At 63.6% G+C, this 14,544-nt stretch carries 14 protein-coding genes, 1 tRNA gene and 1 pseudogene; 5 read left to right on the forward strand and 11 right to left on the reverse strand.

Annotated elements, in window-relative coordinates; genetic code table 11:
• Positions 1–246: 246 nt before the first annotated feature.
• Positions 247–1,650: an MFS transporter gene (locus ACQR1X_RS25335; RefSeq protein ID WP_434899831.1), complete on the reverse strand. Its 1,404-nt coding sequence runs from the start codon at positions 1,648–1,650 to the stop codon at positions 247–249.
• 182 nt (positions 1,651–1,832) lie between these two features.
• Here ACQR1X_RS25335 and ACQR1X_RS25340 point away from each other — a divergent pair, with 182 nt between their 5' ends.
• Positions 1,833–3,014 (forward strand): LysR substrate-binding domain-containing protein, encoded by a 1,182-nt coding sequence (locus ACQR1X_RS25340; RefSeq protein WP_434899832.1) that lies wholly within the window; start codon positions 1,833–1,835, stop codon positions 3,012–3,014.
• 26 nt (positions 3,015–3,040) lie between these two features.
• On the opposite strand, the pseudogene ACQR1X_RS25345 reads toward ACQR1X_RS25340, so the two are convergent.
• The 4 genes and pseudogenes from ACQR1X_RS25345 to ACQR1X_RS25360 form a co-directional block, all read right to left on the reverse strand.
• A pseudogene (locus ACQR1X_RS25345) lies at positions 3,041–3,344 on the reverse strand (hypothetical protein); the annotation flags it as partial.
• A gap of 550 nt (positions 3,345–3,894) precedes the next feature.
• On the reverse strand, positions 3,895–4,245 hold the full coding sequence (locus ACQR1X_RS25350) for a hypothetical protein (RefSeq protein WP_434899833.1): 351 nt from the start codon (positions 4,243–4,245) through the stop codon (positions 3,895–3,897).
• A gap of 137 nt (positions 4,246–4,382) precedes the next feature.
• Positions 4,383–5,753: a tyrosine-type recombinase/integrase gene (locus tag ACQR1X_RS25355; protein WP_434899834.1), complete on the reverse strand. Its 1,371-nt coding sequence runs from the start codon at positions 5,751–5,753 to the stop codon at positions 4,383–4,385.
• A gap of 221 nt (positions 5,754–5,974) precedes the next feature.
• Positions 5,975–6,059, reverse strand: a tRNA-Leu gene (locus ACQR1X_RS25360).
• Between the two features lie 173 nt (positions 6,060–6,232).
• On the opposite strand from ACQR1X_RS25360, the gene ACQR1X_RS25365 reads away from it, so the two are divergent.
• Entirely contained in the window at positions 6,233–6,766 is a 534-nt protein-coding gene (locus ACQR1X_RS25365) for a disulfide bond formation protein B (RefSeq protein WP_315804559.1), read from the forward strand.
• Here the strand turns inward: ACQR1X_RS25365 and ACQR1X_RS25370 are convergent.
• Positions 6,763–7,848, reverse strand: coding sequence for an AbrB family transcriptional regulator (locus ACQR1X_RS25370; RefSeq protein ID WP_434899835.1), 1,086 nt, complete (start codon positions 7,846–7,848; stop codon positions 6,763–6,765). The genes ACQR1X_RS25365 and ACQR1X_RS25370 overlap by 4 nt on opposite strands.
• 83 nt (positions 7,849–7,931) lie before the next feature.
• On the reverse strand, positions 7,932–8,228 hold the full coding sequence (locus ACQR1X_RS25375) for a hypothetical protein (RefSeq protein WP_434899836.1): 297 nt from the start codon (positions 8,226–8,228) through the stop codon (positions 7,932–7,934).
• A gap of 190 nt (positions 8,229–8,418) precedes the next feature.
• Between ACQR1X_RS25375 and ACQR1X_RS25380 the strand changes: the two genes are divergently transcribed.
• The 3 genes from ACQR1X_RS25380 to ACQR1X_RS25390 all read left to right on the forward strand — a co-directional run bounded on the left by ACQR1X_RS25380 (position 8,419) and on the right by ACQR1X_RS25390 (position 10,568).
• The gene (locus ACQR1X_RS25380; protein WP_315804556.1) at positions 8,419–8,913 is read left to right on the forward strand and encodes a hypothetical protein; all 495 of its coding nucleotides are present in this window, start codon (positions 8,419–8,421) and stop codon (positions 8,911–8,913) included.
• A gap of 201 nt (positions 8,914–9,114) precedes the next feature.
• Positions 9,115–9,900 (forward strand): sulfite exporter TauE/SafE family protein, encoded by a 786-nt coding sequence (locus tag ACQR1X_RS25385; RefSeq protein ID WP_316218004.1) that lies wholly within the window; start codon positions 9,115–9,117, stop codon positions 9,898–9,900.
• Between the two features lie 5 nt (positions 9,901–9,905).
• A complete protein-coding gene (locus tag ACQR1X_RS25390; protein WP_434899837.1) occupies positions 9,906–10,568 on the forward strand; it encodes a DsbA family protein in 663 nt (220 codons plus the stop codon).
• Between the two features lie 75 nt (positions 10,569–10,643).
• Here the strand turns inward: ACQR1X_RS25390 and ACQR1X_RS25395 are convergent, their stop codons facing one another.
• From ACQR1X_RS25395 to ACQR1X_RS25410, 4 genes are all read right to left on the reverse strand, one after another.
• Entirely contained in the window at positions 10,644–10,850 is a 207-nt protein-coding gene (locus ACQR1X_RS25395) for a hypothetical protein (protein WP_315804553.1), read from the reverse strand.
• A gap of 91 nt (positions 10,851–10,941) precedes the next feature.
• Positions 10,942–11,763 carry a hypothetical protein gene (locus tag ACQR1X_RS25400; RefSeq protein WP_434899838.1) on the reverse strand — a complete coding sequence of 274 codons (822 nt, stop codon included), beginning with the start codon at positions 11,761–11,763 and terminating at the stop codon, positions 10,942–10,944.
• 4 nt (positions 11,764–11,767) lie between these two features.
• Positions 11,768–13,132: a hypothetical protein gene (locus ACQR1X_RS25405; protein ID WP_434899839.1), complete on the reverse strand. Its 1,365-nt coding sequence runs from the start codon at positions 13,130–13,132 to the stop codon at positions 11,768–11,770.
• 138 nt (positions 13,133–13,270) lie between these two features.
• Positions 13,271–14,338, reverse strand: coding sequence for a phospholipase (locus tag ACQR1X_RS25410; RefSeq protein WP_434899840.1), 1,068 nt, complete (start codon positions 14,336–14,338; stop codon positions 13,271–13,273).
• Positions 14,339–14,544 lie beyond the last annotated feature (206 nt).

Below are 14,544 nucleotides of genomic sequence, written 5' to 3' on the forward strand. Positions count from 1 at the left end.
CAGAAAATTACTGAGAAGATTGGAAGTCGGCGGGAATACTGAGGCTCCTCGAGTATTCGGGGTCTACGCCGAGTGACGTTCCTCGTGTGATGCTGACAACGATAAGACTGTTGGAATGCTCGATGTTGAACGCGATACCGCTTATACGGGAGGTCGCGCTCACCATCTATGGCCATCCGCACTTTGCTAGTCGTGGGCTGCCGCCATTCTGGCACTCGTGGCGCAGTTACACGCTCTCTTTCATTCTTATTCCGACCTGGCCTTACGCTCGCTATCGTCATCCATGATGCTGACTGCGGCTGGAGATGGCAACTCTCGATCCGAAGAATGCAACCCAATCAGAGTAAAAACCGCCGCCGAGCCGACCACGGCAGCGATCGCGGCAATTGCAAAGATCGTGGCAAATACGTTGATTCCGGTCAAAATTAAACTGGGCTGTTCCAACGATGTTCTCATCACGGCACCGAACATCGCAATCCCGATAGCGAATCCACCCTGACGGAGGATTACGCTTATCGCAGAAGCTGCTCCCGCCTGCTCGCGACGTACAGATCCGACAATCCTCGCCGTTAGTTGCGGATTGAGTGCACCGTTTGCGCACCCCGCGATGGCCATGCCAATAAGGCCCATGACGAGATGCTGCATCTGTGCGGCCGCGGCCATCACAAAAGCGCCGATCGAGACGATCAGAAGCCCGGCGCCAAAGAAGACTCTCGCTTCCATTGCCAGTGCAATGCGAGCGGAGAACATGGGCAATGCAACCATAGGCATGGTTGCAGCCAGCATCAAGACCCAAGCGTCACTAAAAGAGCGGCCCAACCGTTCTTGCAGGAAGAGGGGTAGATAAATTAGCACGGCCCAGTAAGCGACCGACAGAGCAACTGGCACGAGACAGAATCCCACGAATGTTCGGCTGGAAAACATATCGAGTTCTATAAGTGGTTGAGTACCAAAGCGTTGAGTTGACCAGAAGGCAATAAAGAGGGCCAGTACCCATAGAATTGCAAGCCAACTGGGAATTTCGAAGGTCGAGATGCGTGCACCATGAAGCAGGAGCCAGACGACCGAAAGAAGCAGTGCACTCAACGTTGCGATGCCGCGGAGATCAATTTTCCGCTTAGCTGGATCGCGAGATTCGTCGACTACTATGATCGCTGCAATTGCGATAAATAAGCATATGGGGATGTTGATTAAGAACACCCAATGCCACCCCAATAGGTCCGCGATCAGGCCGCCCCCGGCCGGGCCGAGGGCTGTTGCGACTCCTGCCATCGTTCCGGTCCAGGCGAACGCCCGAGCGCGACTTGCTGTATTAGTGTAGCGATTACCAATTATTGCGAGCCCAGAGGACATCATAAAGGCCGCGCCGATACCCTGGCCTACGCGGCCAATGATCAGAGAAGTCTGAGCTCCAGCAAAGGCACATTGGAGGGACGCGAGAAGGAAGATGGCATCGCCACCAAGCAACATCATGCGCCTGCCGAAGCGGTCGGCGAGAATTCCGGCGGACAACAAGAAGGCCGTCAGCGCAATGCTGTAAGAATCCATGAGCCAGGCGAATCCGCCGACATCGAGTGCCAGATCCTGTTTTACGAGGGGCATCACCATAACAATTGCTGTGATATCGAAGTTTACGACGAATAATACCAAGCCTACGATCGTAGGAACCAACGTGTTCAGCAGCGATGTGGAGTCGTCTAAGCTGGTCGAACTTTCCGCGGTCAAGTGTCGTCCCCTATCTGAAGGTGTTGCCACATTTCGGGTGGGTTATCGGAGCTCTAGCGAATGAACGCATCCGGTGGATAACGCGTACGTCGGGAGAGCTTCCGAGAGTGGAAGACGACGCATTCCAGGTGATTAATGCCGGTTCGGAACGCAAGACGATAAGGTCCCAGCTGCGGGCTGCCCGGCCCGGATTGCTTTCTGCAGTTGCACAAAATGCAGGCTTTGCGACCAATGCTCGTTTCTCGAAGGCGCAATGGTCATACCGGTTTAAATGCCGAACAACTCGGGCAGACGCGAATGATCGCTTCTCAAAACGGCATGAATCTGTATCATGGTACGCGAGGTCCCATATGATCCGTCGCATGCCGCCCTTCGGCCCGCTTGTCGCGTTCGACGCAGTCGCCCGCAATCGCTCGTTTACGCGCGCGGCCGACGAACTGGGGGTTACCCAGAGCGCAATCAGTCATCAGGTGCGACGCCTTGAAGAATTCTTCGGTATGCAACTCTTGATACGCCGCAATCCAGGAGTCGAATTGAGCGATGACGGGGCAAGGTTAGAAGGCGAGCTCGGCCCACTCCTCAACGAGATAGCCGGTCTTGGGCCTAGGTTAAGATATAGATCGGCCCGACAGATGCTGCGCTTGGGAGCTGGCTCGTCGTTAGCCGGATGGTGGTTGGTTCGCCGGTTGAGAGCCTTTCGCCATTCCAACTCGGAAATAGAGATTGATTTCCGGCTTGTCGAATCTGAGGCTGTCGATGAACCGCCGCTGGATGTGCGGATATTGTGGACTACTCTCGCAGAGTCCCGCGCCACGCCATTGCAAGAACCACTCCTACGCGAACGTATCTTTCCGGTCTGCGCCCCGTCTCTGCTTCCTCAGGGCATACCTTTGTCGGACCCAACGGCACTGCTCGATCTTCCATTGATACAGAAAGGTCATCCCCCTGAGGGTGAATGGAGTTGGGCCTACTGGTTCGGGAAACTTGGGCTTAAGCGCACCGAACCGCGCGGTCTTTTATTGGGGGACATGGGCCTTTGCCTGACCGCCGCTGTGGAGGGGGCTGGCGTGGCCATCGGCCGCTCCCTCCTCGTCGCCGATGCAATCAGCGACGGGCGCCTCGTGCCCGCACTAGCGAGTGCTCCTCATGTACTATCCAAAAAGGTTCACATTGCGCGTTGGAGCCAGGATCGCATTGGAGATCCACACACCAGAGTTCTGGTAAATTGGCTCGCGCAAGCCGCCGAAGACACGAATCGCGCTATGTCAAACGACTGGCATGGGTTGTAGGAATGTACGGAGTTGCGAGACATCCGTTAAACTGACACCCCAGTCGAGCGCGCTTCCGAACCCGGCTGGTCCGCCTCGGGTTTGGGGAGGCCATTTGATCTACGATGCGCGGCCATGGCGGGTTGGTCCAGCATGGCGTAGTGTCGCTGCTCGGCTTCGGCCGGCGGGAGGTTGCCGATGGGCTCAAGGAACCTGCCGTTATTGAACCAGTCCACCCGTTCCAGGAGCACGAACTCGACGGCTTCGAAGTTTCGCCATGGCCCACGCCGATGGATCACTTCAGCCTCTGTAGAGGCCTTTGATGGTTTCGGCGAGAGCGTTGCCATGGTTGCCCTATCGTGCTCTTGCCATAGCTTTCGAGCCGGGATCATATAACAAGTTCCGCGCGACAGGGATCCGCGGCGCGGAGCCTCGCCTGAAACGCCATGGGCTACGGCAAAGCGCGCCCGGAATGCCAGCTTTCCTTGACCGAAAGAGCCGCCTCGCTGAGCCGCTCGGACCCGAAAGGCTGCCGGATAGCCTCTAAGCAGTCGCTCCGAAGAGCGATTTGAGATGGCTGCAGGTCCCCGCAATCACCGAAGATGAAGTCTGCCGGCACACGCTGCGCCGAAACAGATACACTGGCGGGTACAGCCAAGAGACGTAAGAAACTCTCTGTATATCATAGCGTAAAGTTCGATCCCGCCCCTGGCGGGCCACACCTATGCCCCTTGCATCGACGTTCTATTTGGATCGGGCGCGTGGGCCGTCGGCGCTTGCGGACCCAAGAGGCTATTACTCTGGCTGCATATCCGGGAAATACAGACTTACGAGCTCGCCCGAGCCATATCGCGGCTTGTTGAACCGAGCCTCAACATACTGCAGCCGCCCACTTTTCAGATCAGTCTGCAGCGCCCAAAATACGTCTGCCGGAAGAGAAGAGCCGGAAGTCCGGCTTGAGTCTCAAGTACAGCAACACGGGGTGTGCCTGAGCAGCATTAGCATCATTGCGATGAACAATGCGCGAGCACATCAGAGAGCAGCGGATTTTCCTGCCGAGGTGCTTGGGCATCTTGGGTTTGGTCGTGACGATTTCGGAAAGCAAATGGGTGATAGCTTCATCTGTGCTGGCGTCACGCTCGCTGCCATGCATTGAGATGTAGTAGCTCGCAGTGACCGATTTCACGTGAGCAACCGGAAAATATTCCTCTTCGGGTTGCTTGCGATTTGGCCGCCGGTCTCTAGCCCGCATTCGAGGTCTTTCCCTTTGGCCAGGTGGAGAGGTTACGAGGTAGCAGGCCATTTTTGCCCCAGCGGTCTGCTGAAACGTCAAATGATCTTTGCCAGGGATCGAACAGGCAGCATCAACCGCGCACGAAGATACGTGGCTCAGCGCTGCGTGCCGCGCTGGATCGGCATCACCTTCTTGGGATCGAGCCAGTGGTCGATACGATCAGCCCAATGCTGCATCAGCTTTGTGCGCGAGCCGATCAGCGCGAGTGGTCCGTGTTTCTTGTAGAGCCCTTCCACGGTTGAACTATCGAGATGCGCGAGCTGCAGCTCGACGACATCGCCATCCCATGCCTTGGCCTCCTTGATTTCTTCGTGGTGAGACAGGGTCGAGAAGGTAGTCCGGAATCCGTGGGCGCAATGATCAGTCTTGGTGTCAATGCCAAGCAGCCGCAAGCGCTTGTTGAGCGTGTTGTTCGATAGCGGGGTATCCTTTGAGCAGGAAAAAACGTACTGGCGATGGCCGGTCAGCTTTTGGACGTTGCGCAGGATTGCGAGTGCCTGCCGTGACAAGGGCACGACATGGTCCCAACCGGTCTTCATTTTGGCAGCCGGAATAGTCCAGCGTTCGGCGTCCCAATCGACCTCGCTCCACTCCATTTCATTGACCATGCCGGGGCGGGGAATGGTCAGCGCATCGAAGCGCAAGGCATGGCCAACAATGTCGCCAAACCTCCCTCTCGTCCACGGTGCGCTGATGAGCTTGAAGACGCGCGTCACGTCGCGTGGTTCGGTTACGCCGGGACGCGGCGTCGAAATGTTGGCAATCATCTGCCCATTCAGGTTGCGGAATGGGTTGTAGCCGTCGCCTTCGACGTCGGCATAGTCGCAGATTTGCGCACCGATGCTGCGCACGCGGTCGCGGGTTTCCAGCTTTCCCTCGGCTTCGTATGAACGCATGAAAGCGAGCACGTCGGGACGCTTGATGTCCTGCCTGCACAGCTTGCCGAAACGAGCCTTGACGTAGCCGACGCGCAGCTCGAGCACCTCGATGGTCTTGGGGTCGCGCACCGCGACGATCCTGCCCCGTTTGACTTTTTCCACCTTCTTCTTCGCGAGCCACTCGTCGGCCCATTGCTCGAAAGGCCGGGCGGCCGCCTGCCTGTGCTTATCGAGCTGCTTCTCGGTGCTCGGGTCTTTGCCTTCCTTGAGCAGGTCTTTCGCCTTGTCCCGCTCGCGCCGCGCGTCGGCGAGCGAAAACGTGCCATCCTTGCCGTTGCCGTAAGGGCCGATGGAGTAGGTTTTCTGACGGCTATGGAAGCGGTAGCTCATCCGCCACAGCTTGGAGGCCGCGTTACCAGGTCTGCTCTTGTCCGGCGTGACGAAGAGATAAAGACCGCCGCCGGTCACATCCGAGATCTTGGCGGGGCTCCACGCGCCCTTGTCGAATTTCGGTCGGGCGGTGCGGCAGTCGACGTCGGTCCTGATCTGCTTGGGGTTGGCGCACGCGCCGTCGTTCTTGCGGGCCATCGGCTCAATTCCTCGTTCGGAATAGCGAAAGTCGCCGTGAACGTTTGTTCTCCCGATACCAACACGATACCAACAAAAATACCAACAAATCGGACGGCTGGGATCGGATGAGAACAAACGGTGACGAACACCGATGTACGCGGAAGTGCCTATTTTTCAAGGGGTTCCGAGTGCTGCGCGAACGGTTGCGGGCGATTTAGAACGGGTCCGAACGGCCTAGTTGGTGCCCCTGGCCGGAATCGAACCAGCACTCCTTGCGGAACTCGATTTTGAGTCGAGCGCGTCTACCAGTTCCGCCACAGGGGCATTCGCCGGGCCTGTGCAGGAACCATAGCGAAGCGGGCGGACTATAGCGGGCGGTCGGGCCGGGTCAACCCGCACGGACGTGATGGGCGCGCATCTCGACAGCTTTCGCGGGCCGGAGTAGGAGCCGGAACGGCCCGGCATGGGACCGGATGCAGCCCCGTTCGGGAGGACCGATGACCAATACTTCTGTGATGGCGCGCCCTGCGGCGGGGAGCATGAGCCCGGCGGTGGCGGCGGCGCTGCTCGCGGCCGGCATCGCGGCGGCGGCCTTGGCCGGCGCCTGGTACATGCAGCTGGTCTGGGGCCTGCAGCCCTGCGAGCTCTGCCTGAAGCAGCGCTGGGCCTATTATGCGATCGTACCGCTCGGGCTGCTGATCGCGCTCGCCGCCAAAGGCGGCGCACCGCGCGCGCTGGTGCTCGCGGGGCTCGGCGTGGTCGCGCTGGCCGCGCTCGGCAATGCCGGGCTCGGCGTCTATCATTCCGGGGTCGAATGGGGCTTCTGGCCGGGCCCGACCGAATGCACCGGGCCGATCGGCAATCTCGGCAGCGCCGGCAGCCTCCTGGAGCGGCTCGACAGCGTCAAGGTCGTGCGCTGCGACGAGGTGCAATTCCGCTTCCTCGGCCTGTCGCTCGCCGGCTACAGCGTGCTGATTTCGCTCGCCATCGCCGCCATCGCCGGCTGGGGCATCACCCGGAAGCGCGCCTAGTCGTCGACATCCTCCTGCGGCCGTCCGAACAGATGGACGATGCCGGGGGTGGCGATGGTGACGAACACGAAGCGCGACAGGTGATGCGCGCCGACGAAGATCGGGTCGATGTGCAAGGTCAGCGCCAGCGCCATCATCGCGTCCATGGCGCCGGGCGCGAACGCGACGATGGTGTCGGAGAAGCGCACATGCGTCACCAGCACGATCACGGTGACGAACAGCGCCGAGATCGCCACCGCGATCGCGAACGAGCCGAGCGCGGCCCTGATATGGCCGACCAGGGTCTTCACCCGCATCCGCGCGAAGCGGCTGCCGATCAGGGCGCCGATGCCGACCAGCGCCACGCCGCGCATCCATTCCGGCAGGCCGCCCTCGACGAGGCCGGTGCCGTGCAGGAGGCCGCTGGCGACCATCGCGCCGAACAGCCAGCTCGCCGGAAATTTGATCAGCTGCATCAGCATCGCCGCGACCAGCGAGGCCACCAGCAATGCGAGCAGGCCGAGCGGCGAGGCGACGCTCTGGCCGAGCGAGATCGGCGCGGCGGGTGCGACGCCGGCCACGGCCAGCACCAGCGGCAGCGCCGCCGTCAGGATGATCACCCGCAGCGTCTGCACCACGGCGATCGCCGGCAGGTCGGCGCCGCGCTCGACCGCGAGCATCGTGATCTGCGACAGCGCGCCGGGACTGCCGGCGAGCAGCGCCGAGGTGCGGTCCCAGCCATGGACGCGCTGCAGATAGAGGCTGGAGCCGAAGGTCGAGCAGAACGTCGCGAGCGCCAGCAGGCCGATGGTCACCGGATAGGCGCTGACATGGTTGATCAGCTCGCGCGAGACCACGGCGCCGATCGAGATGCCGAGCAGCAGCAGAACGGTCTGGGTCAGGATGGGCGGCATCGCCAGCGGGCGGCCGGCGATCGCGGCGACCGCGGTCGCGATCATCGCGCCGGAGATCAGCCCGCCGGGCAGATGGGCGACGAGGAAGATCAGGCCGCCGGCGGTGCCGAGCACGAGGGTCTCGATCGCGCTCAGGGTCTTGGCGCGGCTCGGCAGGTCGAAGGGGAGGGAGGAGATGATCTGGCGCACGGCGCCTTATGCCAAAAGCTGCCTGCGCAAACAATTCCCGCCGTTGCGCAGGCGCCATGCGCGCTTGCGTCCGCGGGCGCTGGTCATTTCGGCTTGTCCGGCGTCGGCAAGGGAGCGGGCGCGGCGGCGGCCGCCTTGTCGCGCTTGCAGGCCGAGCGGAATTTGCCGCGTGCCTTGCCCTTCAGCCCCTGCTCGTCGGCCTCCTTGGAGCAGGCGATGGAAATCGTCCGGCGCGCAGCCTTGTCCAGGGTGGCGAACTTGTCGGTGGCGGCATCGGGCCGCGCCGGCAGCGTCAATCCGGGTTGCGCGCGGGCGGGGCCCGCGGCCGACAGGGTGGCCATTGCGATGGCCGCAATCGCCGCCCGGGCAGTTACTCTCATGCTGAAGTCCTCGAACGAAAGGCATGGTGCGATGTCCGGCGATGCTGAACCCGCAGTGAATGGAATGAGCCGGATCGCCGCGCGAGGCAAATTATATTTTCGCGCGGCCACGCTCCCGCCTGCTTTGTCGGTCGCAGGCGTCTCGCTAGAATTACCGTCCCATTCAACATGCTCCACAGGGAGATCTGGGATGAGTTTTCACGCAAAATCGTTGGTTGCTTCATCACTCGCCACGCTGGCCGTGATCGGCCTCGCGACGTTCGCCGCGGCGCCGGCGCAGGCGCTCACCGCGCAGGAATGCAGCGCCAAGTACAAGCAGGCGAAGGAGGCCGGCACGCTGGGCGGCCAGAAGTGGAACGACTTCCGCAAGGCCCAGTGCGGCAGCGATGCCACCGCGGCCGCGGCACCGGCGGCTCCGGCCGCACCCGCGGCCGAGGCCAAGCCGGCCAAGGAGGCGAAATCCGACGCCAAGGAGGCCGCTCCCGCGCCGACCGGTCCCGCCGTGTTCCCCAACGCGGTGGACCCGAAATATGCGAAGGAGAAGCCCGGCAAGGCGCGGCTGCAGACCTGCGTCGATCAGTACAATGCCAACAAGGCGACCAACGCCAATGGCGGCCTGAAGTGGATCCAGAAGGGCGGCGGCTACTACAGCGAATGCACCAAGAAGCTGAAGGGCGCTGCCTGATCCGGATTGACGTGACGTTGCCGGCGGGCCGGGGGCATCATGCGGCCGGCCGCCGCTCTCGACGCCATGCATCGCCGCGAGAGCGCCGGCCGGACTCCGCTCGGCGCATGTCGCGTGGCGGTCCTCGCCGGTGGCGGGGCATTGCTGCTCCGGTGATTTTGGGGCTTGCCTTCCGGTGCGGGAAATGACCCTGCTCTCGCCATGATCTCTGCTGTCCAAGGTATGCTCGGCCTGGTTTGCGGCGCGATGGTCGGGTTCTCGCTCGGCCTCGTCGGCGGCGGCGGCTCGGTGCTGGCGGTGCCGCTGATGGTCTATGTCGTCGGCGTGCCCGAGCCGCACATCGCGATCGGCTCGAGCGCGATCGCGGTCGCCACCAACGCGGCCATCAATCTCGCCAATCATGCGCGCGGCGGCACCGTGATCTGGCCGATCGCGGCGCTGTTCGCAACGGCGGGAATCGTCGGCGCCTTCACCGGCTCGCTGCTCGGCAAGATGGTCGATGGCCAGAAGCTGCTGGCGCTGTTCGCGCTAGTGATGATGGTCATCGCCATGCTGATGCTGAAGACGCGCGCCCGCATCGGCACCCCCGATGTGAAGATGAGCATGGCCAACATCCCGGCGATCGTCGGCTTCGGTCTCGCCACCGGCACGCTGTCCGGCTTCTTCGGCATCGGCGGCGGCTTCCTGATCGTGCCGGCGCTGATGGCTGCGACGGGCATGCCGATCATGAATGCGGTCAGCTCGTCGCTGGTCGCGGTGACGACCTTCGGGCTCACCACCGCGGCGAGCTATGCCTGGTCCGGGCTCGTCGCCTGGGATCTCGCCGGACTGTTCATCGCCGGCGGGATCGCCGGAGGTCTTGCCGGCACGCGCCTGGCGCGCCATCTGTCCGAACGGCGCGGCGCATTGAACGTGGTGTTTTCGGTCGTGATCGCGGTGGTGGCGCTGTACATGCTGACACGCAGCCTGCTGCATATCTGGAGCTGACCTCAATGAAGCGCGTCCCCTCGACTGCGATCATCTCCGCCAGCAGCCGGCGTGACGTGTTGACGCTTCTTGGCGCAACCGCGGCGCTGTCCTTGTGGCCCCGCGACAGTCGCGCCGAGGATGCCGATGAGCCCGACGAGGGCGCGGTGCTGCGCGATCCCGATGCGCCGGTGCTCGGCAATGCCGCGGGCGACATCACGATCGTCGAATGGTTCGACTACAATTGCCCGTATTGCCGCAAGCTCGATCCCGAGCTGCAGCAGGTCATCCATGATGATGGCAAGTTGCGCTGGGTTCTCAAGGAGTGGCCGATCCTCGGGCCAACTTCGGTGGTTGCGGCGCGGATGGCGCTGGCCTGCAAATATCAGGACAAATACGCCAAGGCCCATGACGCGCTGATCGGCGTCAGTTCGAAGCTCACCGAGCCGCGCATCGACGAGCTGCTCGCTGAAGCCGGCGTTGATATCGACCGCGCCAAGCGCGACCTCGCAGCCAACGCGAAGGCCATCGACGCCATGCTGGCGCGCAACGACAAGCAGGCGCGGGGATTGCGTTTCCGCGGCACGCCGTCCTTCATCGTTGGCAAGTTCAGGGTGCCCGGCGTGCTGACCATGGCGCAGTTCGAGCAGGTCATCGCCGACGCGCGCAAGGCCAAGGCGGCCAACTAAGGCGGCCAACTAGCTGGCAAAGCAAAGGCGCCTCGACCGAAGCCGAGGCGCCCTGAAAACGAAGCGTCGTGCGCGTTACTTCGACGAGATGCGAACCCAGTCGTCATGCGCGCGGGTCTTGAGCGAATTCCAGCTGTCCGCCGCGACGTCCCAGTTCACGATGGTCCGGCGCGACTGCGCGCTCGGTCCGTTGGCGACCTCCGAGGTCTGCATCGAATCATGGATGTAGACGCCCAAACCCAGGATGAGGGCCCCCAGGATCATTCCCACGAATGTCCGCATGTCATGTTCTCCAGTGTGACGGCCAACAACGCCGCGGTCGAAACTTGGTTCCGCGCTCGCCGCGGTCCCGGTCCACCGCGATCAGAACATCCTAACTGCGCGATTTTTCAGGCCGCGATTCCGGCAGCGAGGTGACGAGATTGAGGGCTTTCATCTCGTCGGGCTTGAACGTGAACAGCTGGTCATGCGGCGTCTCCATCGCATGCACCCAGACCTTCAGATCGATGCCCATCGCGGCGAGGTGGCGCTGGCATCGCGCCGAGATGTTCTGCGCAAGGCTCATGTCGTCGCCGGACCTCACGGTGGTCCCGGACGTGGGGACTGCGGCGATCTGATGCACGCCGATGATCGCCCGCTCGCCGGCCCGGCGCTCGACACCGCCGGCGAACACCAGCGGGCACGACGACGCGCAATATTTTCCCGCCTCCACTTCGGTTGTGAATTTCCGCGCGCGGATCAGTCGCCCCATCGCCAGCGCGTCGGCGACGGAGCCGCCTGGCGAGTTCAGCACGACCGTCTTGATATATTCGCCATGACGTTCGACTGCGTCCGCGAAGCTGCGCGCGCTGCCGGGCGTGATCGTGCCGATCGCGAACAGCCGGCCGCCGCCGCGCAGCTCGAACTGAATCGGCAGCTGCAAAGCACGATCGCCCTGCGGCAGCGGCATCAGCCGCTTCATCAGGGGCGCCAGAACGGATGGTGATTCGGCCGGCATGTCTGGCGCGTCGCGCCGAATGTCGAGCTGAGACGGGGCCGCATCCGATGGCGCCTGTGGAGCATTCAGCTCGAGCAGGTCCGCCGCGAGAACTGCGACGGTGACGACGAGGATGCTGCGGAAGACCCAACGCAGAATGCTCTCATCGGGATTGTCCGCGAGCCAGGCATGGACGCGTCGGTTCAGCGCCGAAGCCACGGGACTACTTTCCAAGCCGAGCCGACGACAGCGACGTCACGTTCTCATCCACCGCGGCCGGCGCCGGCTCGATGGCTGGCGCGGAAGGCTGCTCAGCAGGCGTTTCGGCAGGCCGTCGCTCGGCCGCCCGCCTGGCATCCTCGACCTCGCGCGCGATCTGCAATGCGGTGACCAGATCGCTGGCCGTCAGGCTGGAGGCGCTCACGGCGGGCAGGCCCTCACGGCGGATGGCGGCATGGACGACGCAGAGGATCAGCACCAGCACCGCCGGCATCAGGTCGATCGAGATCGCGCCCGCCCAGCTCGGGATGAAGTCGCCGGCGTAGCGCAGCACGGCTTCGGCGGGCGACAGCGTCTGGAACCGGGTCGGCTCGATCCGCGGCAGCGCCAGGATCTTGTCGGCGGCGTCGGCGAGCGAGGCGGCCTGCGTGGCGATCGCGCCCTCCACCTTGCCGACGACGGCGGTCTGGCGCTCGGCCAGGTCGCCGCTGCGTCCGCCCGGGGCAGGCGCGATGAATCCGGCCGACAGCGACGTCGCGGCGCGCTTCACCGCAGGGGCCACCGAGGTCTGCTGCAGATTGGCGATCACGCCCATCAGGTTGAGCGACTCCGTGGCGAAGGCATCGCTGCGCGTTGCGATCGGGCCGCGGTCGGAGATCAGCTCGCGCATCCTGGCGAGGCTCTTGCCGCCCTGCTCATAGAGAGCGGAGACGCGCTTGCCCGACTCCTGGACCTGCTGGCCCAGTCCGTCGAGCTGCGTCGACATCTGCGCGAGAAGCTGGACCACGGTGCCCGATCCGGAGGTGCCGGTGAGCGAGCCCGCGCGTTCGGCGTCCGCCAGCTTGGCGAAGCGGGAGGAGGCGAGCTGGATGTCCGGCAGCAGGCTTTGCGCAGCGATCGCCTGGCTGTTGGCCCGGTCGAGGTCGCGCGTGTAGTTCTGCACGGTGATCGCAAGATGCTGCTGGATTGCGGCGGCGCCGGCCAGCGCCGAGGCATTCAGCCAGGACGACATCGCGACGATCATCAGCGAGCCCAGCAACATGCAGCCGGCCATCATCAAGCGCCCGATCGTGCTGGTGACGTGCGGCATGAACTGCATCATGAACACCCAGAAGGCGTAGATGCCGACCGAGACCGCGACCGAGTAGATGACCGCCGCAAAGAACACCGTGGTCGGACTGCCGTTGAGCAATTCGCGGACGCCGAGATAGGTGTAGACGCCGGCGGCCAGCGCCAGGATCGCGGTCGTGAGCTTCAGCGTCACTTCGAGACGGCTGACGCCATTGGCGAGCACGACGGAGGTGGAGGAGCGGGCGGAGGAGACTTGCGCGACGGACGCAGGAGACGAGGGCATCAGCGGCGAGGGCATGAGCGGACCTTCGGCGGCCTCATGGCCGCCCGTATGCAGCGCCCCCGCTGTATGGCCGAGCAGAACCAGTGCGGACAAAATCCGCCGACATTGTGTCGGCGGCATTACCGATCAGCCATGTCGTCGGGAGACGCTGGCTCAGCGCATCAGCCAGCGCAGCAGCTCGACATTGGCCTCGCGCGGATAGCAATGGCTGAGATCATCGATCTCGCGATAGGCGACATCGGCGCCCGCCTTGGCCAGGGCGTTGGCGGTATGCCGCGCGATCTCGACCGGGAACATCCAGTCGAGCCGGCCGTGCACGATCTGGATCGGCAGCCCGCGCAGACGGTCGCGGTCGGCGATCTCAGCCATCAGCGGATGGAACGTCGCGGCCACCGGCGCAAGGTGCGTGAACGGCGAGCCTGCGGCCAGTCCGCTGACGTAGCAGAACGTGCCGCCGTCGCTCATCCCGGTCAGCAGCATGCGGGTGGGATCGATCGCGACGCGGCTGCGGACGAGGTCGAGAATGCGCAGCAGGTTCGGCGTATCAGCGTCGTCGCCCATCAGCGCCCAGGTCGGTCCGGCCGCGGTGGGGGCAACCAGGATGGCGCCGAGGCTGCGCGCGGCGCGCAGCCAGCTCCAGAGGAAGTCGCGGCCGTTGCCGCTGCCGCCATGCAGCGCCATGACCAGCGGCCAGGGCCGGTCCGCCGTGTAGTATTCCGGCACATACAGCGAAAAGCCGCCGCGATTGCCGATCTCGTTATGGTCGTGAAACACGGCGTCCTTGCCTGCAGAGGACGTGGCCAGCAACCGGCGCAGCCCGTCGTCGCCATCGACGGCGGGATCGAGGAAGAATTCGCTCAGCGGCGGCAGCGTCGCGGCGAGCGGAAACAGCGCCTCGAGTGCGCGCGGCAATTGACGCAGGGCCCTGAACACGTCGACCAGGTCGCCCTCGCCGCGCTGAACGGCGCGCAGGCCGGCAAACGACATCAGCGCGGCGTCCGCTGCGGTGTCGAAAGCGATACGGATATGGGCGAAGTCCGCCGGCCACGACGTGAGATGAATCCGCGCCGTGTGCAGCGCCTGCTCCGGATCGCCGACATCAGCCATCACGCGATCGAAATCCGGCGGATTCAGGTAGCGCGCGACGTAGGACAGGGCTTCGAGCGTCTGCAGCAGTGGCGGCAACACGATGAGAATGTCATCCACCACGGCATCCGTCATGCAGGTCTCCTTGATACGCGAACCGCGGGTCTGGCCGTCTCGTCTGTTTGCCGGCGAGCGCTGTCATGCAACGCAAAATCGGCCGTCCGGGCAATGACCATTTTCCGAACGCGTGTTCGCTCCGCGAAGCCGCAATCTCGCGATGCGGCTCCCGCAAGTCAACATGGTGCGGACGTTGCCGTCGCGCGTGGCAGGTGAGTCGCGCG

It is taken from the genome of Bradyrhizobium sp. HKCCYLRH3073 (assembly GCF_051167995.1).
Lineage (GTDB): Bacteria > Pseudomonadota > Alphaproteobacteria > Rhizobiales > Xanthobacteraceae > Bradyrhizobium.

Coding starts and splice junctions, on each gene's coding strand:
- ACQR1X_RS25405 (WP_434899839.1), bottom strand. CDS start 13,132: ATGCCCTCGCCGCTGATGCCCTCGTCTCCTGCGTCCGTCGCGCAAGTC.
- ACQR1X_RS25350 (WP_434899833.1), bottom strand. CDS start 4,245: ATGCGGGCTAGAGACCGGCGGCCAAATCGCAAGCAACCCGAAGAGGAA.
- ACQR1X_RS25375 (WP_434899836.1), bottom strand. CDS start 8,228: ATGAGAGTAACTGCCCGGGCGGCGATTGCGGCCATCGCAATGGCCACC.
- ACQR1X_RS25385 (WP_316218004.1), top strand. CDS start 9,115: ATGATCTCTGCTGTCCAAGGTATGCTCGGCCTGGTTTGCGGCGCGATG.
- ACQR1X_RS25395 (WP_315804553.1), bottom strand. CDS start 10,850: ATGCGGACATTCGTGGGAATGATCCTGGGGGCCCTCATCCTGGGTTTG.
- ACQR1X_RS25410 (WP_434899840.1), bottom strand. CDS start 14,338: ATGACGGATGCCGTGGTGGATGACATTCTCATCGTGTTGCCGCCACTG.
- ACQR1X_RS25380 (WP_315804556.1), top strand. CDS start 8,419: ATGAGTTTTCACGCAAAATCGTTGGTTGCTTCATCACTCGCCACGCTG.
- ACQR1X_RS25365 (WP_315804559.1), top strand. CDS start 6,233: ATGACCAATACTTCTGTGATGGCGCGCCCTGCGGCGGGGAGCATGAGC.
- ACQR1X_RS25355 (WP_434899834.1), bottom strand. CDS start 5,753: ATGGCCCGCAAGAACGACGGCGCGTGCGCCAACCCCAAGCAGATCAGG.
- ACQR1X_RS25390 (WP_434899837.1), top strand. CDS start 9,906: ATGAAGCGCGTCCCCTCGACTGCGATCATCTCCGCCAGCAGCCGGCGT.